The sequence below is a fragment of the Pantoea phosphatilytica genome (genome assembly GCF_051025615.1).
Classification (GTDB): domain Bacteria; phylum Pseudomonadota; class Gammaproteobacteria; order Enterobacterales; family Enterobacteriaceae; genus Pantoea.
This window is the reverse complement of record NZ_JBPFDF010000002.1, coordinates 347473-368770: the sequence shown is the minus strand read 5'-3', so window position 1 is coordinate 368770 and position 21298 is coordinate 347473. Positions and strand designations below refer to the sequence as shown.

Sequence of the window (21298 nt, the reverse complement as noted above, 5' to 3'; positions counted from 1 at the left end):
ATGGTCTTGAAGGCGCTGGCGTCATTTGGTCGTCAGGGAATTGAAACGTGCGCCAGTTTTGGACGCGCAGGCTTAATGCTGTTTCACGCGCTGGTCGGCAAACCAGCATTTCGCAAACATGCGCCGCTGCTGGTTAAGCAGCTCTATAGCGTGGGTGTATTGTCATTACTGATTATTGTCGTGTCGGGCCTGTTTATTGGCATGGTGCTGGGACTGCAGGGGTATCTGGTACTGACCACTTACGGGGCCGAAACCAGTCTGGGTATGCTGGTGGCGCTGTCGCTGCTGCGCGAGCTGGGGCCGGTGGTGACCGCGCTGCTGTTTGCCGGACGGGCAGGATCGGCGCTGACGGCCGAAATCGGCCTGATGAAAGCGACCGAGCAGCTCTCCAGTATGGAGATGATGGCGGTCGATCCGTTGCGCCGCGTCGTTTCGCCACGCTTCTGGGCGGGATTTATCAGCATGCCGCTGCTGGCACTGATCTTTACTGCAGTCGGCATCGCCGGTGGGGCGCTGGTTGGCGTGAGCTGGAAGGGGATCGATCCTGGCTTCTTCTGGTCTGCCATGCAGAACGCGGTCGATTTCCGGGCTGATGTGGTGAACTGTCTTATCAAAAGTGCCGTATTTGCCGTTACGGTGACCTGGATTGCCCTCTTTAATGGCTATGACGCGATTCCCACTTCTGAAGGGATCAGTCGCGCGACGACGCGTACCGTAGTACATGCTTCACTGGCGGTGCTCGGATTGGATTTTGTGCTGACAGCACTGATGTTTGGGAATTGATGCAATGCAAAGCAAAAAAAGCGAAATCTGGGTTGGCATTTTTATGATCATGGCGTTGATCGCCGCATTGTTTCTATGTCTGCGCGTTGCCGATCTGAAGTCGATGGGCACCGAGCCGACATGGAAACTCTACGCCACCTTCGACAACATCGGCGGCCTGAAAGTCAGTTCGCCGGTTAAAATTGGTGGCGTCGTGATTGGCCGGGTGACAGAGATCGAACTGGAGCCGAAAACGCTGCTGCCACGGGTCACGATGGACATCAGCGATCAGTATGCCAATAAAATTTCCGACACCAGCTCGCTGGCGATCCGTACTCAGGGCCTGCTGGGTGAGCAGTTCCTGTCGCTCAACTTAGGATTTGACGATCCTGAGCTGGGTTCGGCGATGCTGAAAGATGGCGATACGCTGCGCGATACGAAATCAGCCATGGTGCTTGAAGATTTGATCGGCCAGTTCCTTTATAAGAGCGGCGATAACAAGCAAAACAGCGATAACAAGGATGCGCAGGAAGGCAGCAGTGCTGCACCTGCGGCACCCGCCCAACCTTAAAGAAGAGGGTATACCATGTTTAAACGTTTACTGATGATTGCCATGCTGGTGGTGGCCGTGCCGCTGACGGCAACCGCCGCCGACCAGAGCAATCCTTACAAACTGATGAACCAGGCGGCGGAGAAGACGTTTACCCGCCTGAAAAACGAGCAGCCAAAGATTAAGCAGAATCCTGACTATCTGCGTGAGATTGTGCGTCAGGAACTGCTGCCTTATGTGCAGATCAAATATGCCGGCGCGTTAGTGCTGGGTCGCTACTATCGCGATTCGACGCCGGCTCAGCGCGAAGCCTACTTCAGCGCCTTTGCTGATTATCTGGCACAGGCTTATGGCCAGGCCCTGGCTCTTTATAACGGTCAGAGCTACCAGGTGCAGCCTGAACAGCCGCTGGGCGATGCTAACATTGTCGCTATCCGCGTCTCCATCATCGATCCTAATGGCCGTCCACCGGTTCGTCTCGACTTCCAGTGGCGTAAAAACAGCCAGAGCGGCAACTGGCAGGCTTATGACATGATCGCCGAAGGTGTCAGCATGATCACCACCAAGCAGAATGAGTGGAGCGACCTGTTACGCACCAAAGGTATCGATGGTCTGACGGCGCAGCTGAAATCCTCCGCCGCTCAGCACATTACGCTGGATAAACAACAATAATGCACGAATCGTTACGCTGGGAGCGGCAAGCCAGCACGCTATTGCTGAAAGGCGAACTGGATCGCGACACGCTGATGAGCCTCTGGCAGCAGCGTGAGACGTTAATCAGGGATGTCGATACCATTGACGTTGCGGCGCTGGAGCGTGTTGACTCTTCCGGGCTGGCTCTGCTGGTGCACCTGCGGGAAATTGCGCGTGCACAGGGAATGACCCCGAGCTTTACGGGCATCAGCGACAAACTGCAGTCGCTGATTACGCTTTACAATCTGCAACAGATTATTGTTTCTGCGGATAAAAGCGCCTGATTTCCGCCTGTTATGCTAAGCCCCTGTTTTTGACAGGGGCTTTTGCGTATTTAAGAGTCAGCCGCTTTCCTCTACTATGTCAGCCTTATTATTATTAAGCGAAGTTAAGACCAATGGAAAACAGTGAAATTCAGGCCGTGCTGATGGCAGCACTGCCTTTAGACGAAGTGCATGTGATGAGCAATGACGGCAGCCACTTTCAGGTCATCGCCGTTGGCGAACTGTTTGGCGAGCTGAGCCGCGTGAAAAAGCAGCAGGCTATCTATGCGCCGCTGATGGAATTCATCGCAGATAACCGCATGCATGCTGTCTCTATCAAAACCTATACTCCCGCTGAATGGGCGCGTGACCGTAAACTTAACGGTTTCTGATCCCCGGCGTGGTGAACTCGCGGTGAGCGAGTCTAATCTTTAGCTAGTTAATTGAGAGCCGTGTTAATGGACAAATTTCGTGTGCAAGGCCCCACCCGCTTAAGTGGTGAAGTAACCATTTCCGGGGCGAAGAACGCCGCGCTTCCTATTCTGTTTGCTGCCCTGCTGGCCGAAGAGCCGGTAGAGATTCAGAATGTACCAAAACTGCGCGACATCGATACCACCATGAAGCTGCTGAGCCAGCTGGGTGCAAAGGTGGAACGCAACGGTTCTGTGCACGTTGACGCCAGCGCGGTAGATGTTTTCTGTGCGCCGTACGATCTGGTTAAAACAATGCGTGCCTCTATCTGGGCGCTGGGGCCGCTGGTGGCACGTTTTGGTCAGGGTCAGGTTTCCCTGCCGGGGGGCTGTGCTATTGGCGCGCGTCCGGTTGACCTGCACATTACCGGTCTTGAACAACTGGGTGCAGAGATCAAGCTGGAAGAGGGCTACGTTAAAGCTTCCGTCAATGGTCGCCTGAAGGGCGCGCTGATCGTCATGGATAAGATCAGCGTTGGCGCCACCGTCACTATCATGAGTGCGGCAACACTGGCGACCGGCACGACCGTGATTGAGAATGCGGCACGCGAGCCGGAAATTGTTGATACGGCGAATTTCCTGAATACCCTGGGTGCGAAAATTAGTGGCGCAGGCAGCGACAAAATCACCATCGAAGGGGTAGAGCGTCTGGGCGGCGGGGTCTATCGCGTACTGCCCGATCGTATCGAAACCGGCACCTTCCTGATTGCGGCGGCCATCTCAGGCGGCAAAGTAGTGTGTCACAAGACCCAGCCGGATACGCTGGATGCAGTGCTGGCTAAGCTGCGTGATGCCGGTGCCGACATTGAAACCGGTGAAGACTGGATCAGTCTGGATATGCACGGTAAGCGGCCAAAAGCGGTCAACGTGCGCACTGCGCCGCATCCAGGTTTCCCGACCGACATGCAGGCGCAGTTCACCCTGCTGAACATGGTGGCGGAAGGCACAGGTGTCATCACTGAAACCATCTTCGAAAACCGTTTCATGCATATCCCGGAACTGATTCGTATGGGCGGACATGCTGAGATCGAGAGCAACACGGCGATCTGCCACGGCGTTGAAACGCTGTCGGGTGCGCAGGTGATGGCGACCGATCTGCGTGCATCAGCCAGCCTGGTCCTGGCGGGCTGTATTGCAGAAGGCACGACGTTTGTTGACCGCATTTATCATATCGATCGCGGCTATGAGCACATCGAAGATAAACTGAAAGCGATGGGTGCGAACATCGAGCGCGTCAGCGAAGAGTAACTCCGCCGAAACGCGCAAGAGCCAGCCTTCGGGCTGGTTTTTTTTCGTCTGAGGATCGCCTGCGATCTCAGGCGTTGTCGGCACGATCGACAGGGGCCCGGATACGCTTTTTGCGATCCAGCAGGCAGTGGGTCACGGGATCGTAATAGCGGCTGGGCCAGATCTCGCCGGGATGGACGTTGAGGGCGTCGGCGATCAACCATTCCCCCTTGGGCCAGGGGCGCGTGAGCGCATTAGCCAGCGTGGATGAACTCAGACCCGCTGAGCGTGACAGCGCCGCCAGCGTCATTCCCCGCTTATGCAGTGCCGCGATAACGTCTGCCGAATGCCAGTCTTCCTTCCTTTTTTGCATAACCTGTTCTCCTTTTCCCTGTTATGACGTTATCCCGCAACGCGCAGGATAACCTTTTCCTGTTATCTGGAAAGATGACATTTATATAGCAGATAGTTTCCGGTTGTTTCCAGTAATATTTGCCTCTGTTGTCCGGTCTGTATGACCGTACGCAAAAGACGTGCAACCGCAGAAGGGCGACAGAAAAAAGTGAGAGAAGGGATGTAAAAACGGAGCCGGGCGGCTCCGTAGAGGATTAAAAGTCGCGCTGAACGGACATGTGCGCCAGCGACTCCAGCGCACTGCGCCAGGGCGACTCAGGCAGGATGCGCAACGCCGCAATCGCTTTATCCGCCTCCTGTTCCGCGCGGCTGCGGGTCCACTCCAGCGAACCGCACTGATGCATCGCTTCCAGTACCGGCTCCAGCAGATGACGACCATTCCCCTGTTCGATGGCCTCACGAATCATCTTCGCCTGCTCAGGCGTACCGTGCTGCATCGCGTGCAGCAAAGGCAGCGTCGGTTTACCTTCGCTCAGGTCGTCGCCGGTGTTTTTACCGAGCGTCTCACCGTCTGCGCTGTAATCCAGTAAATCGTCGATTAACTGGAAAGCCGTACCCAGATAGCGCCCATAATCCTGCAGCGCCTTCTCCTCTTCCGGAGTGGCATCAGCCAGGATCGCAGAGGCCTGAGAGGCCGCTTCAAACAGACGCGCCGTCTTGCTGTAGATGACGCGCATGTAGCTCTCTTCGGTGATATCGGGGTCGTTCACGTTCATTAGTTGCAGAACTTCGCCCTCAGCGATCACATTCACCGCTTCTGACATCAGCGCCAGGATACGCAGCGAACCCATGCTGGTCATCATCTGGAAGGCGCGGGTGTAAATAAAGTCACCGACCAGCACGCTTGCCGCATTGCCAAACGCCGCGTTCGCGGTCGCTTTGCCACGACGCATATCGGATTCATCCACGACATCGTCATGCAGCAGCGTGGCGGTGTGGATAAATTCGATCAGCGCCGCATTGGTTACGTGCAGATCGCCCTTGTAGCCCATGGCGCGTGCAGATAGCACGGCAATCATGGGACGGATACGCTTGCCTCCACCACTGATGATGTAGTAGCCCAACTGGTTGATGAGCGAGACATCTGAATTCAGCTGGTCGAGGATGGTCTGGTTAACGGCAGCCATATCCTGTGCGGTTAATTCATTAATCTGTTCTAAGTTCATTCGTCTTTTCAGCTATGACTCGTTATCTCTGCCATGGTAAGTGGTTTACCCAGCCAGCGTTCAGGTAATCTGTTACTGATTGTACTTGAATTTTGAGGCTGAGAAACGGTTGCATTTACCCTGTGTTTTTTTTCTGCAAGAGTGTGCAAAGTGCTCTTGTCTTCTTCTGGAGTTTTGCGTAGAATTCGCGCCCTATTGTGAATATTTAGCGCGCCGCCTGATGAACTAAAAAAGGCAAGCGCAGAAGCGGAGTTTTATATGTACGCGGTTTTCCAAAGTGGTGGTAAACAACACCGAGTAAGCGAAGGTCAGACCGTTCGCCTGGAAAAGCTGGACATCGCAACCGGTGAAACCATCGAGTTCGACCAGGTTCTGATGATTGCTAATGGCGAAGACGTGAAAATCGGCGCGCCACTGGTTTCAGGCGGTATGATCAAGGCAGAAGTTGTTGCTCACGGTCGTGGCGAGAAAATTAAGATCGTTAAGTTTCGTCGTCGTAAGCACTACCGTAAGCAGGCTGGCCATCGCCAGTGGTTCACTGATGTGAAAATCACTGGCATCACGGCTTAAGAGGAGATCTGACAAATGGCACATAAAAAGGCTGGTGGTTCGACTCGAAATGGTCGTGACTCCAATGCAAAACGTCTGGGTGTGAAGCGTTTCGGTGGTGAATCTGTCCTGGCAGGTAGCATCATCGTTCGTCAGCGTGGCACCAAATTCCACGCAGGTAACAACGTAGGCTGTGGTCGCGACCACACTCTGTTTGCTACCATCGACGGTAAAGTAAAATTCGAAGTTAAAGGTCCGAACAACCGTAAATACATCAGCATCGTTGCTGAGTAAGGTTGTCGTGACGCAGACGTTTAACGTCTGAACGCACGAATTGAAGGCCCCGCAGCTCCTGCGGGGCTTTTTACATTCTGCGCTCTGTTGCGGTTACGCAACGCATCACAAAAGATTGCTGTACACTTTGTGTACGCAGTGGCGAAAGCCAGTTCTGATTTATCCGCCGCTGGTCAGCGCAGAAGACCCTGGCGGACCCGTCTGCAGAGTGCTGCAGGCGATTGTGTGACGGAGAGTTAAAATGAAGTTTGTTGATGAAGCGACAATTCTGGTCGTCGCCGGCGATGGCGGTAATGGTTGCGTCAGCTTCCGCCGCGAGAAATATATCCCGAAAGGCGGCCCTGACGGGGGTGATGGTGGTGACGGCGGTGACGTTTATCTGGTCGCCGACGAAAACCTCAATACCCTTATCGATTATCGTTTCGAAAAATCTTTCCGCGCCGAGCGTGGGCAGAACGGCCAGAGCCGTGACTGTACCGGCAAACGCGGTAAAGATATCGAAGTTAAAGTGCCGGTCGGCACCCGTGTTATCGATCAGGGAACCGGCGAAACACTGGGCGACATGACCCGCCACGGCCAGAAACTGATGGTCGGCAAAGGCGGCTGGCATGGCCTGGGCAACACCCGTTTTAAATCGTCAGTAAACCGCAGCCCGCGTCAGAAAACGATGGGTACGCCGGGTGAGAAGCGCGATCTGCAGCTGGAGCTGATGCTGCTGGCGGATGTCGGTATGCTGGGTCTGCCGAATGCCGGTAAATCGACCTTTATCCGTGCCGTTTCGGCCGCCAAACCCAAAGTGGCGGACTATCCCTTTACGACGCTGGTGCCAAGCCTCGGCGTGGTGCGTATGGACAGCGAGCAGAGCTTTGTCGTGGCCGATATCCCCGGCCTGATCGAAGGCGCTGCAGAGGGCGCTGGCTTGGGCATTCGCTTCCTGAAACATCTGGAACGCTGCCGCGTGTTACTGCACCTGATCGATATCGATCCTGTCGATGAGAGCGATCCGGTTGAAAATGCCCGCATCATTCTTGGTGAGCTGGAAAAGTACAGCGAGAAGTTGTTCAACAAACCACGCTGGCTGGTCTTCAATAAAGTAGACCTGATCGGTGAAGAAGAGGCGCAGGCACGGGCGAAAGCGGTGGCTGAATCGCTGGGCTGGGAAGATAAGTATTACCTGATCTCTGCCGCAAGCCGCACCGGTGTCAACGAACTCTGCTGGGACGTGATGAGCTTTATCAACGCTAACCCGAAAGAAGCGGAGCTTGAAGAGAAGCAGCCGGAGAAAGTGGAATTCATGTGGGATGATTACCACAAGGAGACCCTTGAAAACGCGGTGGAAGCTGAAGACGAAGAGTGGGATGACGACTGGGATGATGAAGACGACGAAGGCGTTGAAATTATCTATCAGCGTTAATCTGACCGCGGTGATAACGTGATATCCGAAGCCCCCTTTCAGCCTGAAAGGGGGCTTCATTGTTTCCGGGGTCGCTCATCAGCGCGCAGAGAAGAGGTTTCCGGCTGACCGGCGTGCGCTGCTACAGGAGCGCGCTTAAAACGCAGCAGGGCACTCGCCCGCTGCGTAGGTCAGCGCGATCAGTTGTTCTGATTGATATCGCGATAGAGCCGGCTCTCGAATCGTACCAGCGGAATGCGACGGGTCCGTTGATCTTCCGGTGGAACCGCATAGCCGGAGAGGAACTGGACAAAGGCGACCCGGGCACCACTGGAGGTCGTGATAAAGCCTGCCAGGTTATAGACGCCCTGCAGCGAACCGGTTTTTGCCGAGACTTTGCCATCCAGTCCCGCCTCGTGCAGTCCGCCACGGTACTGCAGCGTGCCGTTATAGCCCGCCAGCGGCAGCATCGAAATGTAATCCAGCGTATTGTCATTCTTCGCAATAAACTGCAAAACCTGCATCATCGTCTGCGGCGAAATCAGATCGTGGCGCGACAGACCGGATCCATCCACCTGAATGCTGTTGCCCATGTCGATATTGGCTTTGGTTTTCAGGATGCGACGAACGGCATCCTGCCCGGCGCGGAACGTACCTGGCACGTTGAAGTAGTGATGGCCGATAGTGCGAAACACGGTATCGGCAATCATGTTGTCTGACTTCTTCAGCATGGTATGCAGCAGCGCATGCAGCGGCGCAGACTGCGTCGAGGCCAGTACGGTGCCCGGTTCGGTCACCTGGGTCTGGCGGACCAGATGGCCGCTGTAGTCGATCTCAGACGAGCGCAGTTCTGCTTTGAGTATCTCGCCCGCCCAGGCGGCGCCATCCTGCACGGCAAAGGCCAGCGGCAGTGGTTCGGCACGCTGGCGCATACAGCCGGTCAGGGTGTAGCGGTTCAGTTCGCCTGGTACCACATCCAGCTCACAATATTGCCCTTCACCACTGTTGCGCCCGATAGTGCGCACCTGGCTGTACATGTGGGCCGGATAATAGGAGGCGATGCGCACAAAGGCATTTTCGCCCGGGGTATTCGCGCTGTAGAGCGACACCGAAAAGCAGTTTTTATCCACGATAGCTGCGCCCGGTGGGGCGCTGAAGCACTGGGTCATATCATTCCACGGCCAGCCTGGTGCCATGTCGTGACTGGCAAAGACCGAGGTATCAACAACCAGATTGCCTTTGATATGGTTGATGCCCTGCTTTTTAAGTGCTGCCACCATATTGCGCAGATCCTGACGGCTCAGGGTGGGATCGCCGCCAAAGCGCGCCACTAAATCGCCATTCAGAGTGCCATCAATAATCGCACCGCGGGTCTCAAACGTGGTCTGAAAACGGTAGTCGCCACCCAGTTCCAGCAGCGCCGCCAGCGCCGTGACCACTTTCATCGTACTGGCGGGCAGGGCCATCTGTTTGCCGTGATAATCAATGATCGGTGTGGAAGCCCCCACTTTCTGCACCATCAACGCCAGATTGGCGCCGTCTGGCAGGTACTGCATGTATTCATCAACTGGCGCTGCGTGCGCCTGCAGCATAAATGCGCAGCTTAATCCGGTAACAAGTCGTGAAAATCGCATAATCTCGCGGTAACTGGCAGGTGAGGGCGTCAATACTACGTTGCCGGACGGGTCAAAGTAAACGATGACCCGCAGGGAACTCTGGGGTAAAATACGTATCAAATTGCAAAACTCTTTTCTGGCCTGGAAGCATCTCCGGGTCAGGTTTCTTTTATTTGCAAAACGGGCTAATGCGCTGCAGAAGGCTTTTCTGCAGTCACCGGTCAGGATGACATCGTAAAACAGGAAAGATGGCGAGGAGCTTAAATGAATCAGATTCCGATGACGTTAAGAGGCGCTGAAAGATTGCGCGAAGAGCTGAACGAGCTGAAAACCGTGAAGCGCCCGCGCATTATCGCCTCTATCGCTGAAGCACGCGAACATGGCGATTTGAAAGAGAATGCGGAATATCACGCAGCACGCGAAGAACAGGGCTTTTGTGAAGGCCGTATTCAGGAGATCGAAGCCAAACTCTCCAATGCGCAGGTCATTGACGTGACGCAGATGCCGAAAACCGGCCGGGTGATCTTCGGTGCCACGGTCACGGTGCTGAACGTCGAAACCGACGAAGAGGCGACCTATCGTATTGTGGGCGACGACGAAGCGGACTTTAAGCAAAATCTGATTTCGGTCAATTCGCCAATGGCGCGTGGCCTGGTGGGTAAAGAAGTTGACGATGTGACCGTCGTGAAAACCCCGGGCGGCGACGTGGAGTATGAGATCCTGAAGGTGGAATACCTTTAAGATGTTGCTACGCTTTGAAAAGCGTTAAAGCACAATGTAAAGAAAGGAAAAAGGCCGCATTGCGGCCTTTTATCTGAGGTAAGAGCATGTCACTTTCTTTGCCCGCCTAGCGTGGCAGAGAAATCTTGCTCTCTTTAGACGGGCGATACAGCACCAGCGTTTTGCCGATCACCTGTACGTTGCTGGCACCGGTCTCACGCACGATAGCCTCAACGATCAGCTGCTTCGTTTCACGATCTTCTGAGGCGATTTTTACCTTGATCAGTTCGTGATGTGACAGAGCCTGCTCGATTTCGGCCAGCACGCCTTCAGTCAGGCCATTACCGCCCAGCATAACGACAGGTTTGAGCGGATGGGCGAGGCCCTTGAGGTGCTGTTTTTGTTTGGTACTTAGATTCATCGTAGTTTTTTACTTACTCAGGGATTGAAAACGGTTCATTCTACCGCCATCTCGGGTATATCACCAAATCGACGCAACCCATTGCGTGCAGGTTTATCGCTACGATGACGATTTAGTTGGAAATATTATGACGGGTAAAAAGCGTTCGGCCAGCTCCAGCCGCTGGCTTCAGGAACACTTTAGCGATAAATATGTGCTTCAGGCGCAGAAAAAAGGGTTGCGTTCGCGCGCCTGGTTTAAACTTGATGAAATACAACAGGGTGACAAGCTTTTCAAACCCGGTATGACCGTGGTAGATCTGGGTGCTGCGCCCGGTGGCTGGTCGCAATATGTGGTACAGCAAATCGGGAACAAAGGGCGCGTCATTGCCTGTGATATCCTGCCAATGGATCCGATTGTCGGTGTCGATTTCCTTCAGGGCGATTTTCGTGAAGAATCGGTGATCAATGCGCTGCTTGAGCGTGTTGGTGATCAACAGGTTCAGGTTGTCATGTCTGACATGGCACCGAATATGAGTGGTACACCTGCCGTAGATATTCCCCGGTCGATGTATTTGGTCGAACTGGCGCTGGATATGTGTCGGGATATTCTGGCACCCGGCGGTAGTTTTGTAGTGAAAGTGTTTCAGGGAGATGGCTTCGATGAATACCTGCGGGAAATTCGCTCCCTGTTTACGAAAGTGAAAATTCGTAAGCCGGACGCTTCACGTTCACGTTCACGTGAAGTGTACATTGTGGCGACTGGGCGCAAACTATAACCAAATTGCTGGAGAGGTCCGCAGCGTTGCTGCGATTCCATGTATGCAGGATCTATAGTACCCTACGCTATCTGTTAACACCGTTGTAATATGAGGTTAATCCCTTGAGTGACATGGCGAAAAACCTGATTCTCTGGTTAGTCATCGCGGTCGTGCTGATGTCAGTATTCCAGAGCTTTGGGCCCAGCGAGTCGAATGGCCGTCGGGTTGATTATTCAACCTTCCTGTCGGAAGTGAACCAGGATCAGGTCCGCGAGGCACGTATTAACGGGCGTGAAATTAACGTTATTAAAAAAGACAGCAATAAATACACCACCTACATTCCTGTCAACGATCCTAAGTTGCTCGATAACCTCTTGACCAAAAACGTCAAAGTGGTGGGCGAACCGCCTGAAGAACCAAGCCTGCTGGCCTCCATCTTCATTTCGTGGTTCCCGATGCTGCTGCTGATTGGCGTGTGGATCTTCTTTATGCGTCAGATGCAGGGCGGCGGCGGCAAGGGCGCGATGTCCTTCGGCAAAAGCAAAGCCCGCATGCTGACGGAAGATCAGATCAAAACCACCTTTGCTGACGTAGCTGGCTGTGACGAAGCGAAAGAAGAAGTCGGCGAGCTGGTTGAATATCTGCGTGAGCCGAGCCGTTTCCAGAAGCTGGGCGGCAAGATTCCAAAAGGCGTGCTGATGGTGGGGCCGCCGGGTACCGGTAAAACCCTGCTGGCAAAAGCGATTGCCGGTGAAGCAAAGGTGCCGTTCTTTACCATCTCCGGTTCTGACTTCGTGGAAATGTTTGTGGGTGTCGGCGCATCCCGTGTGCGTGACATGTTCGAACAGGCGAAAAAAGCCGCGCCCTGCATCATCTTTATCGATGAGATCGACGCCGTCGGTCGTCAGCGTGGTGCCGGTTTAGGCGGTGGTCACGATGAGCGTGAGCAGACCCTGAACCAGATGCTGGTTGAGATGGACGGTTTCGAAGGCAACGAAGGCATTATCGTTATCGCCGCCACCAACCGTCCTGACGTACTGGACCCTGCGCTGCTGCGTCCGGGCCGCTTTGACCGTCAGGTCGTGGTCGGCCTGCCAGATGTTCGCGGTCGTGAGCAGATCCTGAAAGTCCATATGCGCCGTGTACCACTGGCCACCGATATCGATGCTGCAATCATTGCGCGCGGTACGCCGGGCTTCTCTGGTGCAGACCTGGCTAACCTGGTCAACGAAGCTGCACTGTTCGCCGCCCGCTCGAACAAGCGTGTGGTTTCTATGGTGGAGTTCGAGAAAGCGAAAGACAAAATCATGATGGGTGCGGAACGTCGCTCCATGGTGATGACGGAAGCGCAGAAAGAGTCCACCGCCTATCATGAAGCAGGCCACGCCATTATCGGTCGTCTGGTTCCTGAGCATGATCCGGTGCATAAAGTGACCATTATTCCGCGCGGTCGTGCGCTGGGTGTGACCTTCTTCCTGCCTGAAGGCGACGCGATCAGCGCCAGCCGTCAGAAACTGGAAAGCCAGATCTCTACCCTCTACGGCGGTCGTCTGGCGGAAGAGATCATCTACGGTGCTGAACATGTTTCTACCGGCGCGTCGAACGACATCAAAGTCGCGACCAACCTGGCACGTAACATGGTGACGCAGTGGGGCTTCTCTGAAAAACTGGGTCCGTTGCTCTATGCAGAAGAAGAGGGTGAAGTCTTCCTCGGCCGTTCTGTCGCGAAAGCGAAACATATGTCTGATGAAACGGCCCGCATCATCGACCAGGAAGTCAAACACCTGATCGACAGCAACTACCAGCGCGCACGTCGCATTCTGGGTGAGAACATGGACATCCTTCACGCGATGAAAGACGCGCTGATGAAGTATGAAACCATCGATGCTCCGCAGATCGATGACCTGATGGCCCGTCGCGAAGTGCGTCCGCCAGCAGGCTGGGAAGACCCAGGCAGCAACTCAGACAACAACGGCACGCCAAAGGCGCCACGTCCGGTCGATGAACCGCGTACGCCGAACCCAGGCAACACCATGTCTGAGCAGTACAACAAATAAGACGCAACATCGTCAGACAAAACCCCGGCTGGTCCGGGGTTTTTTACATCCGGATAGTGACCCAAAGGAGTTTTCGCCATGAAGTTGTTCGCCCGTGATTCCCATCTCGATCTATCGTTTCCGCATGTGATGGGCATTCTGAATGTCACGCCGGACTCCTTCTCAGATGGCGGGAGGCATAACGCGCTGGTCGATGCGCTGACGCACACCAACGAGATGATTAATGCCGGTGCCACCATCATCGACGTGGGCGGTGAATCGACCCGTCCTGGCGCGGATGAGGTGAGCGAGGAAGAGGAGCTGGAGCGGGTCATCCCGGTGATCGACGCCATTGCCCAGCGTTTTGAAGTCTGGATTTCAGTCGATACCTCCAAGGCGGCGGTGATCCGGGAAGCGGCGCGAGTGGGCGCTCACATTATTAACGACGTCCGGTCACTCTCTGAGCCGGGTGCACTGGAAGCCGCGGCCGCAACCGACCTACCCGTCTGTCTGATGCACATGCAGGGCGAACCGCGCACCATGCAGCAGGCTCCGCATTATGAAAATATCCTGACCGAAGTGGACACTTACTTCGCTCAGCAGATCGCGCGCTGCGAGGCGGCAGGGATCAAAAAAGCGCGACTGATACTCGACCCGGGCTTCGGTTTCGGTAAAAATCTCAGCCACAACTATGAGCTGCTGGCGCATCTCGGCGATTTTCATCACTTTGGCCTGCCACTTCTGGTAGGAATGTCGCGAAAATCGATGATTGGCCAGCTGTTAAATGTCGGTCCGTCGCAGCGTTTAACCGGCAGCCTGAGTTGCGCGGTGATTGCTGCCATGCAGGGCGCACAGATTATTCGCGCGCATGATGTTAAAGAGACGGCCGAAGCGATGCGCGTGGTCGAAGCGACCCGAAGAGCAAAAGGATAATCATGAGTAATCGTAAATATTTTGGTACAGACGGTATTCGCGGCAAAGTCGGTGAAGCCCCTATCACGCCCGACTTCGTCCTGAAACTGGGCTGGGCCGCAGGTAAAGTGCTGGCGCGTCACGGTTCGAAAAAGATCATCATCGGCAAAGATACACGTATCTCTGGCTATATGCTGGAGTCTGCGCTGGAAGCGGGCCTTGCCGCCGCAGGCCTGACCGCCGCGTTTACCGGCCCGATGCCGACGCCTGCCATCGCTTATCTGACCCGCACCTTCCGTGCAGAGGCGGGAATTGTTATCTCAGCCTCACACAACCCATTCGATGACAACGGCATTAAGTTCTTCTCATCCGAGGGCACCAAACTGCCTGATGATGTTGAGGAAGCGATTGAGCTGGAGATGGAGAAGCCGATTACCTGCGTTGAATCCGCGCAGCTCGGTCGTGCCAGCCGCATCGTGGATGCTGCGGGACGCTATATCGAATTCTGTAAAGGCACCTTTCCCAGCGAACTGAGCCTGAATGGGCTGAAGATAGTGGTGGACTGCGCCAATGGTGCCACCTACCACATCGCCCCGAATGTCCTGCGTGAACTGGGCGCGACCGTGATTGCTATCGGCGTTCAGCCGGATGGCATGAACATCAACAAGGCGTGCGGTGCCACCGATCTGGAACTGCTGCAGCAGCGTGTTCTGGCTGAGAAGGCCGATATCGGTCTGGCCTATGACGGCGACGGCGACCGCATCATGATGATTGATCATCTGGGCGACAAAGTGGATGGCGACCAGATCCTCTACATCATTGCACGCGAAGCACTGCGCCAGGGGCAGCTGCGGGGCGGGGTAGTCGGAACGCTGATGAGCAATATGGGTCTGGAGCTTGCGCTGAAACAGCTCGGCATTCCGTTCACCCGCGCCAAAGTGGGCGACCGCTATGTGCTGGAGAAGATGCAGGAGAAGGGCTGGCGCCTTGGCGCGGAGAACTCCGGTCATGTCATCCTGCTGGATAAAACCACCACGGGCGACGGCATCGTCGCAAGTCTGCAGGTACTCACTGCCATGGTTCGTAACCACATGAGCCTGCACGATCTCTGCAGCGGCATGAAGATGCTGCCTCAGGTACTGGTCAACGTGCGCTTTGCGGGTGAACACGATCCCCTGCAGAGTGATGCCGTAAAAAGTGTCACGGCCGAGGTCGAAAAAGCGCTGGCGGGACGCGGACGTGTGCTGCTGCGCAAATCGGGCACGGAGCCGTTGATTCGCGTGATGGTTGAGGGCGAAAATGAGGCGCAGGTGACCGAACTGGCCAATCGCATCGCCGATCAGGTCAAAGCGGTTTAATGCGCTAACGGGCAGTTCGCTGCGTGCAGAACTGCCTGTAAAATCACCGGGATGGCGCTTTTTTCTGCAATCAGTACAGGCAGTGAAAATTGCACTTGCAGAGATATGCGCCTTTGGTTAGTATTCACACCCGCTTCTGATGGGTGATGACGAGACTCCCCATCAATACTGGCTGAAGCTTTAACTGTACGATTATCGTGCAAGGAACAGGTTGAATATGTACGAAGCTCTTTTAGTTGTTTTCCTTATTGTAGCGATCGCCCTCGTGGCCATGATCATGCTGCAGCAAGGCAAAGGCGCTGATATGGGAGCCTCATTCGGTGCAGGCGCATCCGGTACAGTGTTTGGTTCTTCGGGTTCAGGTAACTTCCTGACACGTACAACCGGCATTTTAGCGGCACTGTTCTTCATCATCAGCCTGGTTCTCGGTAACCTGAACAGCAATAAGTCTTCGAAAGGAAGCGAGTGGGAAAATCTTTCTGCGCCGGCGCAGTCTTCTCAACAGACTGAAAAGCCAGCTCAACCGGTTACGCCGGGCAGCGATATTCCTAAGTAAGGTCGTCAGCACAACGCATCGTTGTGGTCAGTGTAGTGCCGTGGTGGTGGAATTGGTAGACACGCTACCTTGAGGTGGTAGTGCCCGATTGGGCTTACGGGTTCAAGTCCCGTCCTCGGTACCAAATCGTAGTATCCCTTGCATTTTATGCAGGTCTGGCGTATTATTCGCCACGTTTTCGGACGCGGGGTGGAGCAGCCTGGTAGCTCGTCGGGCTCATAACCCGAAGGTCGTCGGTTCAAATCCGGCCCCCGCAACCACTTTCCCTTTGAGTTCTTTTTCAAATATACTGTATGCATCGACGGACGCATTCACGGCTATTTTTTGAAAGAAAATTCTTTGGATGGAGTCCGGGCCGCTTAGCGGCATACAGGGTCCAGTGATTAAAAGCCCCGACTATTCGGGGTTTTTTGTTATTAGCGAATCGTAATACTGGGCTATAGGCCCTTTTTTTATGTCTTGGGGGTGGGCTTGTCCACATTAGAGCAAAAATTGACAGAGTTGGTATCGGCTCCCGTAGAAGCGCTGGGTTACGAACTGGTTGGAATTGAATTCGTTCGTAGTCGCACATCTATCCTGCGCATCTATATTGATAGTGAAGATGGCATCAATGTCGATGATTGCGCCGATGTCAGCCACCAGGTAAGCGCCGTAATGGATGTAGAAGATCCTATTACCGTGCCTTACAACCTTGAAGTCTCTTCACCGGGACTCGATCGTCCTCTGTTCACCGCAGAACACTACACCCGTTTCATGGGAGAAGAAGTGAGTCTGGTGTTGCGTATGGCCGTTCAGAACCGCCGCAAATGGCAGGGAATCATCAAGTCAGTTGATGGCGAGATGATCACGGTGCACGTAGAGGGTAACGATGAAGTGTTCGCGCTGAGTAATATTCAGAAAGCGAACCTGGTCCCCCACTTTTAAAAGTCCGGATTGAGGCTAACCAGGATGAACAAAGAGATCTTAGCTGTTGTAGAAGCCGTTTCTAACGAAAAAGCCCTGCCGCGTGAGAAAATCTTCGAAGCGCTGGAGAGCGCGCTGGCGACTGCGACCAAGAAAAAGTATGAGCAGGAAATTGAGGTACGCGTCAGCATTGATCGCCGCAGTGGCGACTTCGATACTTTCCGCCGCTGGGAAATCGTTGAAGAGGTAACTCAGCCGACGCGCGAGATCACGCTGGATGCGGCCCGTTACGAAGATGAAGCACTCAATCTGGGCGATTTCGTTGAAGATCAGATTGAATCGGTCACCTTTGACCGTATCACCACTCAGACCGCGAAACAGGTTATCGTGCAGAAAGTGCGTGAAGCCGAGCGCGCGATGGTGGTTGATCAGTTCCGTGAGCAGGAAGGCGAAATTATCACGGGCGTGGTGAAGAAAGTTAACCGCGACAACATTTCTCTCGACTTAGGCAACAACGCTGAAGCGGTGATTCTGCGCGAAGATATGCTGCCGCGCGAAAACTTCCGCCCGGGCGACCGTATCCGCGGCGTTCTCTACTCTGTCCGCCCGGAAGCCCGTGGCGCGCAGCTGTTTGTGACGCGTTCCAAACCCGAAATGCTGGTTGAACTGTTCCGCATTGAGGTGCCGGAAATCGGTGAAGAACTGATTGAAATTAAAGCCGCCGCTCGTGATCCGGGCTCGCGCGCTAAGATTGCAGTCAAAACCAACGACAAACGTATCGATCCGGTCGGTGCCTGTGTGGGCATGCGCGGCGCGCGTGTTCAGGCTGTTTCCAGCGAACTGGGCGGCGAGCGTATCGATATCGTGCTGTGGGACGATAACCCGGCGCAGTTTGTTATTAACGCCATGGCGCCGGCTGATGTGGCGTCAATCGTGGTTGATGAAGATAACCACACGATGGATATCGCCGTAGAAGCTGGCAATCTGGCTCAGGCGATCGGCCGTAACGGCCAAAACGTGCGTCTCGCTTCGCAGCTCAGCGGCTGGGAGCTGAACGTGATGACCGTCGATGATCTGCAGGCTAAGCATCAGGCTGAAGCGCATGCGGCGATCGATATGTTCACTAAACATCTCGACATCGACGAAGAGTTCGCCACCGTACTGGTGGAAGAGGGCTTCTCCTCGCTGGAAGAGCTGGCATACGTGCCAATCAACGAGCTGCTGGAAGTCGACGGCCTCGACGAAGAGACCATTGAAGCCCTGCGTGAACGAGCAAAAAATGCGTTAACCACCCTGGCACTGGCGAAAGAAGAGAGCTTTGGAAATCAGGAGCCCGCTCCGGATCTTCTGAATCTTGAAGGCCTCGATCGTGCGCTGGCGTTCCGCCTGGCGTCGAAAGGCGTCTGCACGCTGGAAGATCTCGCTGAGCAAGGTGTTGACGATCTGACGGATATTGAAGGCCTGTCTGATGAACAAGCCGGCGCGCTGATTATGGCCGCACGTAATATCTGCTGGTTCGGCGATGACGCGTAATAACAGGAAGGAACAGCATGACAGATGTAACCGTAAAATCGCTGGCCGCAGAAATTCAGACTCCGGTCGATCGCCTGGTACAGCAATTTGCTGATGCGGGGATCCCGAAGTCTGAAAATGACGCCGTGACCCAGCAAGAGAAAGAAACCTTACTATCTCACCTGAACCGTGAACACGGTCAGGTCGGTTCAGCTAAGCTGACGCTGCAGCGTAAAACGCGCAGCACCTTGAATATTCCAGGCACCGGGGGTAAAAGTAAGTCGGTGCAAATTGAAGTCCGCAAAAAGCGTACCTATGTGAAGGGTGATGCAGAGGCTGAGCAAGCTCAGGCAGAAGCTGAAGCCGAGGCGCAGCGTGAAGCGGAAGAGCAGGCGCAACGCGAGGCTGAAGAAAAAGCCCGTCGCGAAGCTGAACAGAAAGCGCAACGTGAAGCCGAAGACAAAGCCAGGCGCGAAGCCGCTGATAAGGCCAAACGTGCAGCAGCGGAAAATGACAAAGTGACAAATCAACCTACCGACGAAGTGACCAGGGCTGCGCAGTCAGACAAAGCCCGTCGCGAAGCTGAAGCCGCTGAACTGAAGCGTAAAGCTGAAGAAGAAGCCCGCCGTAAGCTCGAAGAGGCTGCCCGCCTTGTGGCAGAAGAAGCCCGCCGTCTGGCTGAAGAGAAATCAGCTGAGTGGGAAAAACCGGAAGAAGAGGATAAAGGCGACTATCACGTCACCACTTCGACCCACGCCCGTCAGGCAGAAGACGAAAACGATCGTCAGGTTGAAGCCGGTCGTGCGCGTGCGCGTACCTCCGCCAAAGCTACTCGTCCGGCGAAAAAAGGTAACAAGCATTCTGAAGCCAAAACTGACCGTGAAGAAGCGCGTGCGCAGGTTCGTGGCGGTAAAGGCGGCAAGCATCGCAAACCAAGCGCACTGCAGCAGGGCTTTAACAAGCCCGCGCAGGCCGTTAACCGCGATGTGGTGATTGGTGAAACCATCACTGTTGCTGAACTGGCAAACAAAATGGCCGTGAAAGGGTCTCTGGTCATCAAAGCGATGATGAAGATGGGCGCAATGGCGACTATCAACCAGGTCATCGATCAGGAAACTGCACAGCTCGTCGCCGAAGAGATGGGCCACAAAGTGACCCTGCGTCGTGAAAACGAGCTGGAAGAGGCGGTAATGGACGATCGTGACACCGACGCTGCGCAGGAATCCCGCGCGCCGGTTGTGACTATCATGGGCCACGTCGACCACGGTAAAACTTCTCTGCTGGATTATATCCGCTCCACCAAAATCGCCTCGGGCGAAGCGGGCGGGATTACACAGCACATCGGTGCTTACCACGTTGAAACCGACAACGGTATGATCACCTTCCTGGATACCCCGGGCCACGCCGCGTTTACCGCGATGCGTGCGCGTGGTGCACAGGCGACGGATATCGTTATCCTGGTGGTTGCGGCGGATGATGGCGTGATGCCACAGACCATCGAAGCTATTCAGCATGCCAAAGCGGCGAAAGTGCCGGTTGTGGTTGCAGTGAACAAGTGTGACAAGCCAGAAGCGGATCCGGATCGTGTTAAAAACGAACTGACTCAGTACGGTATCATTCCGGAAGAGTGGGGCGGCGAAAACATGTTCGTCAGCGTCTCTGCGAAAGCAGGTACCGGCATTGATGACCTGTTAAACGCTATCCTGCTGCAGGCAGAAGTCCTGGAGCTGACCGCTATCCGTGCAGGTATGGCGAGCGGCGTGGTTATCGAATCGTTCCTCGACAAAGGTCGTGGTCCGGTTGCAACCGTGCTGGTACGCGAAGGTACGCTGAACAAGGGCGACATCGTTCTTTGTGGCTTCGAATATGGCCGCGTTCGTGCAATGCGCGACGAGCTGGGCCGTGAAGTCATGGAAGCGGGTCCTTCCATCCCGGTTGAGATTCTGGGCCTGTCCGGTGTGCCGGCTGCGGGTGATGAAGCAACCGTGGTGCGTGACGAGAAGAAAGCCCGTGAAGTGGCGCTCTATCGTCAGGGCAAATTCCGTGAAGTGAAACTGGCTCGCCAGCAGAAATCTAAGCTTGAGAACATGTTTGCTAACATGACCGAAGGCGAAGTGTCTGAACTGAACATCGTTCTGAAAGCGGATGTTCAGGGTTCTGTGGAAGCGATCTCTGACTCCCTGCAGAAACTCTCCACCGACGAAGTGAAGGTGAAGATTGTCGGTTCAGGCGTGGGCGGTATCACCGAAACCGACGCAACCCTGGCTGCAGCATCCAACGCCATCCTGATTGGCTTCAACGTGCGTGCCGATGCCTCTGCGCGTCGCGTCATCGACTCAGAAAGCCTGGATCTGCGCTACTACTCCGTCATCTATAACCTGATTGACGAAGTGAAAGCGGCAATGAGCGGTATGCTGGCACCAGAGTACAAACAGCAGATCATCGGTCTGGCTGCGGTGCGTGACGTGTTCAAATCACCGAAGTTTGGCGCGATTGCCGGTTGTATGGTGACGGAAGGTAACATCAAACGTCACAATCCAATCCGCGTTCTGCGTGACAACGTGGTGATTTACGAAGGCGAGCTGGAATCTCTGCGTCGCTTTAAAGATGACGTCAACGAAGTGCGTAACGGCATGGAGTGCGGTATCGGCGTGAAGAACTACAACGACGTTCGCGTTGGCGATATGATCGAAGTGTTTGAAATCATCGAAATTAAACGCACCATCGAGTAATAGACTGCTGAT

At 54.7% G+C, this 21298-nt stretch carries 22 protein-coding genes and 2 tRNA genes; 20 read left to right on the top strand and 4 right to left on the bottom strand.

Translation table 11 applies throughout. The features are described 5' to 3' along the window. From mlaE to murA, 6 genes are all read left to right on the top strand, one after another. Window positions 1-783, top strand: coding sequence for a lipid asymmetry maintenance ABC transporter permease subunit MlaE (gene mlaE / locus ACR6AS_RS11960; protein ID WP_111139596.1), 783 nt, complete (start codon window positions 1-3; stop codon window positions 781-783). 4 nt (window positions 784-787) lie between these two features. Further along, window positions 788-1333, top strand: coding sequence for an outer membrane lipid asymmetry maintenance protein MlaD (mlaD, locus tag ACR6AS_RS11955; RefSeq protein WP_111139595.1), 546 nt, complete (start codon window positions 788-790; stop codon window positions 1331-1333). A gap of 15 nt (window positions 1334-1348) precedes the next feature. Then, window positions 1349-1984, top strand: coding sequence for a phospholipid-binding protein MlaC (gene mlaC / locus ACR6AS_RS11950; protein ID WP_111139594.1), 636 nt, complete (start codon window positions 1349-1351; stop codon window positions 1982-1984). Then, complete coding sequence (gene mlaB, locus ACR6AS_RS11945) at window positions 1984-2289, top strand: lipid asymmetry maintenance protein MlaB (RefSeq protein WP_111139593.1); 306 nt, start codon at window positions 1984-1986, stop codon at window positions 2287-2289. The genes mlaC and mlaB overlap by 1 nt, the downstream gene beginning before the upstream one ends. Before the next feature lie 113 nt (window positions 2290-2402). Then, window positions 2403-2660, top strand: coding sequence for a BolA family iron metabolism protein IbaG (ibaG, locus tag ACR6AS_RS11940; RefSeq protein WP_434162287.1), 258 nt, complete (start codon window positions 2403-2405; stop codon window positions 2658-2660). A gap of 66 nt (window positions 2661-2726) precedes the next feature. Then, on the top strand, window positions 2727-3986 hold the full coding sequence (murA, locus tag ACR6AS_RS11935) for a UDP-N-acetylglucosamine 1-carboxyvinyltransferase (protein ID WP_111139592.1): 1260 nt from the start codon (window positions 2727-2729) through the stop codon (window positions 3984-3986). Window positions 3987-4053: 67 nt separating this feature from the next. Here the strand turns inward: murA and ACR6AS_RS11930 are convergent, their stop codons facing one another. Next, window positions 4054-4338 carry a helix-turn-helix domain-containing protein gene (locus ACR6AS_RS11930; RefSeq protein ID WP_111139591.1) on the bottom strand — a complete coding sequence of 95 codons (285 nt, stop codon included), beginning with the start codon at window positions 4336-4338 and terminating at the stop codon, window positions 4054-4056. Between the two features lie 235 nt (window positions 4339-4573). Beyond that, window positions 4574-5545 carry an octaprenyl diphosphate synthase gene (ispB, locus tag ACR6AS_RS11925; protein ID WP_293774202.1) on the bottom strand — a complete coding sequence of 324 codons (972 nt, stop codon included), beginning with the start codon at window positions 5543-5545 and terminating at the stop codon, window positions 4574-4576. A 258-nt stretch (window positions 5546-5803) separates the two neighbouring features. On the opposite strand from ispB, the gene rplU reads away from it, so the two are divergent. From rplU to cgtA, 3 genes are all read left to right on the top strand, one after another. Next, window positions 5804-6115 (top strand): 50S ribosomal protein L21, encoded by a 312-nt coding sequence (gene rplU, locus ACR6AS_RS11920; protein WP_008925416.1) that lies wholly within the window; start codon window positions 5804-5806, stop codon window positions 6113-6115. A gap of 15 nt (window positions 6116-6130) precedes the next feature. After that, window positions 6131-6388, top strand: coding sequence for a 50S ribosomal protein L27 (gene rpmA, locus ACR6AS_RS11915; RefSeq protein WP_111139589.1), 258 nt, complete (start codon window positions 6131-6133; stop codon window positions 6386-6388). A 241-nt stretch (window positions 6389-6629) separates the two neighbouring features. Beyond that, window positions 6630-7802 (top strand): Obg family GTPase CgtA, encoded by a 1173-nt coding sequence (cgtA, locus tag ACR6AS_RS11910; protein WP_434162283.1) that lies wholly within the window; start codon window positions 6630-6632, stop codon window positions 7800-7802. Window positions 7803-7981: 179 nt separating this feature from the next. Here cgtA and dacB read toward each other — a convergent pair whose 3' ends face one another. Beyond that, window positions 7982-9415: a serine-type D-Ala-D-Ala carboxypeptidase gene (gene dacB / locus ACR6AS_RS11905; protein WP_111139607.1), complete on the bottom strand. Its 1434-nt coding sequence runs from the start codon at window positions 9413-9415 to the stop codon at window positions 7982-7984. A gap of 246 nt (window positions 9416-9661) precedes the next feature. On the opposite strand from dacB, the gene greA reads away from it, so the two are divergent. Beyond that, complete coding sequence (gene greA, locus ACR6AS_RS11900) at window positions 9662-10138, top strand: transcription elongation factor GreA (protein ID WP_128083995.1); 477 nt, start codon at window positions 9662-9664, stop codon at window positions 10136-10138. A 106-nt stretch (window positions 10139-10244) separates the two neighbouring features. On the opposite strand, the gene yhbY is transcribed toward greA, so the two are convergent. Next, a complete protein-coding gene (gene yhbY / locus ACR6AS_RS11895) occupies window positions 10245-10538 on the bottom strand; it encodes a ribosome assembly RNA-binding protein YhbY (RefSeq protein WP_010251809.1) in 294 nt (97 codons plus the stop codon). A 127-nt stretch (window positions 10539-10665) separates the two neighbouring features. On the opposite strand from yhbY, the gene rlmE reads away from it, so the two are divergent. The 10 genes from rlmE to infB all read left to right on the top strand — a co-directional run bounded on the left by rlmE (window position 10666) and on the right by infB (window position 21286). Next, window positions 10666-11295: a 23S rRNA (uridine(2552)-2'-O)-methyltransferase RlmE gene (rlmE, locus tag ACR6AS_RS11890; protein ID WP_111139606.1), complete on the top strand. Its 630-nt coding sequence runs from the start codon at window positions 10666-10668 to the stop codon at window positions 11293-11295. Window positions 11296-11408: 113 nt separating this feature from the next. Beyond that, window positions 11409-13334, top strand: a complete 1926-nt coding sequence (gene ftsH, locus ACR6AS_RS11885; RefSeq protein ID WP_111139586.1) for an ATP-dependent zinc metalloprotease FtsH — start codon at window positions 11409-11411, stop codon at window positions 13332-13334. 78 nt (window positions 13335-13412) lie between these two features. After that, window positions 13413-14246 (top strand): dihydropteroate synthase, encoded by an 834-nt coding sequence (gene folP, locus ACR6AS_RS11880; protein WP_434162279.1) that lies wholly within the window; start codon window positions 13413-13415, stop codon window positions 14244-14246. Window positions 14247-14248: 2 nt separating this feature from the next. Then, a complete protein-coding gene (glmM, locus tag ACR6AS_RS11875; protein WP_418799083.1) occupies window positions 14249-15583 on the top strand; it encodes a phosphoglucosamine mutase in 1335 nt (444 codons plus the stop codon). Between the two features lie 217 nt (window positions 15584-15800). Then, complete coding sequence (gene secG / locus ACR6AS_RS11870; protein WP_128083998.1) at window positions 15801-16139, top strand: preprotein translocase subunit SecG; 339 nt, start codon at window positions 15801-15803, stop codon at window positions 16137-16139. 37 nt (window positions 16140-16176) lie between these two features. Next, a tRNA-Leu gene (locus tag ACR6AS_RS11865) sits at window positions 16177-16263 on the top strand. 59 nt (window positions 16264-16322) lie between these two features. Continuing rightward, a tRNA-Met gene (locus ACR6AS_RS11860) sits at window positions 16323-16399 on the top strand. Window positions 16400-16610: 211 nt separating this feature from the next. Next, window positions 16611-17063: a ribosome maturation factor RimP gene (gene rimP, locus ACR6AS_RS11855; protein ID WP_146240840.1), complete on the top strand. Its 453-nt coding sequence runs from the start codon at window positions 16611-16613 to the stop codon at window positions 17061-17063. 24 nt (window positions 17064-17087) lie between these two features. Next, window positions 17088-18575 carry a transcription termination factor NusA gene (gene nusA, locus ACR6AS_RS11850; protein WP_111139581.1) on the top strand — a complete coding sequence of 496 codons (1488 nt, stop codon included), beginning with the start codon at window positions 17088-17090 and terminating at the stop codon, window positions 18573-18575. 17 nt (window positions 18576-18592) lie between these two features. Next, window positions 18593-21286 carry a translation initiation factor IF-2 gene (gene infB / locus ACR6AS_RS11845; RefSeq protein WP_111139580.1) on the top strand — a complete coding sequence of 898 codons (2694 nt, stop codon included), beginning with the start codon at window positions 18593-18595 and terminating at the stop codon, window positions 21284-21286. Window positions 21287-21298 lie beyond the last annotated feature (12 nt).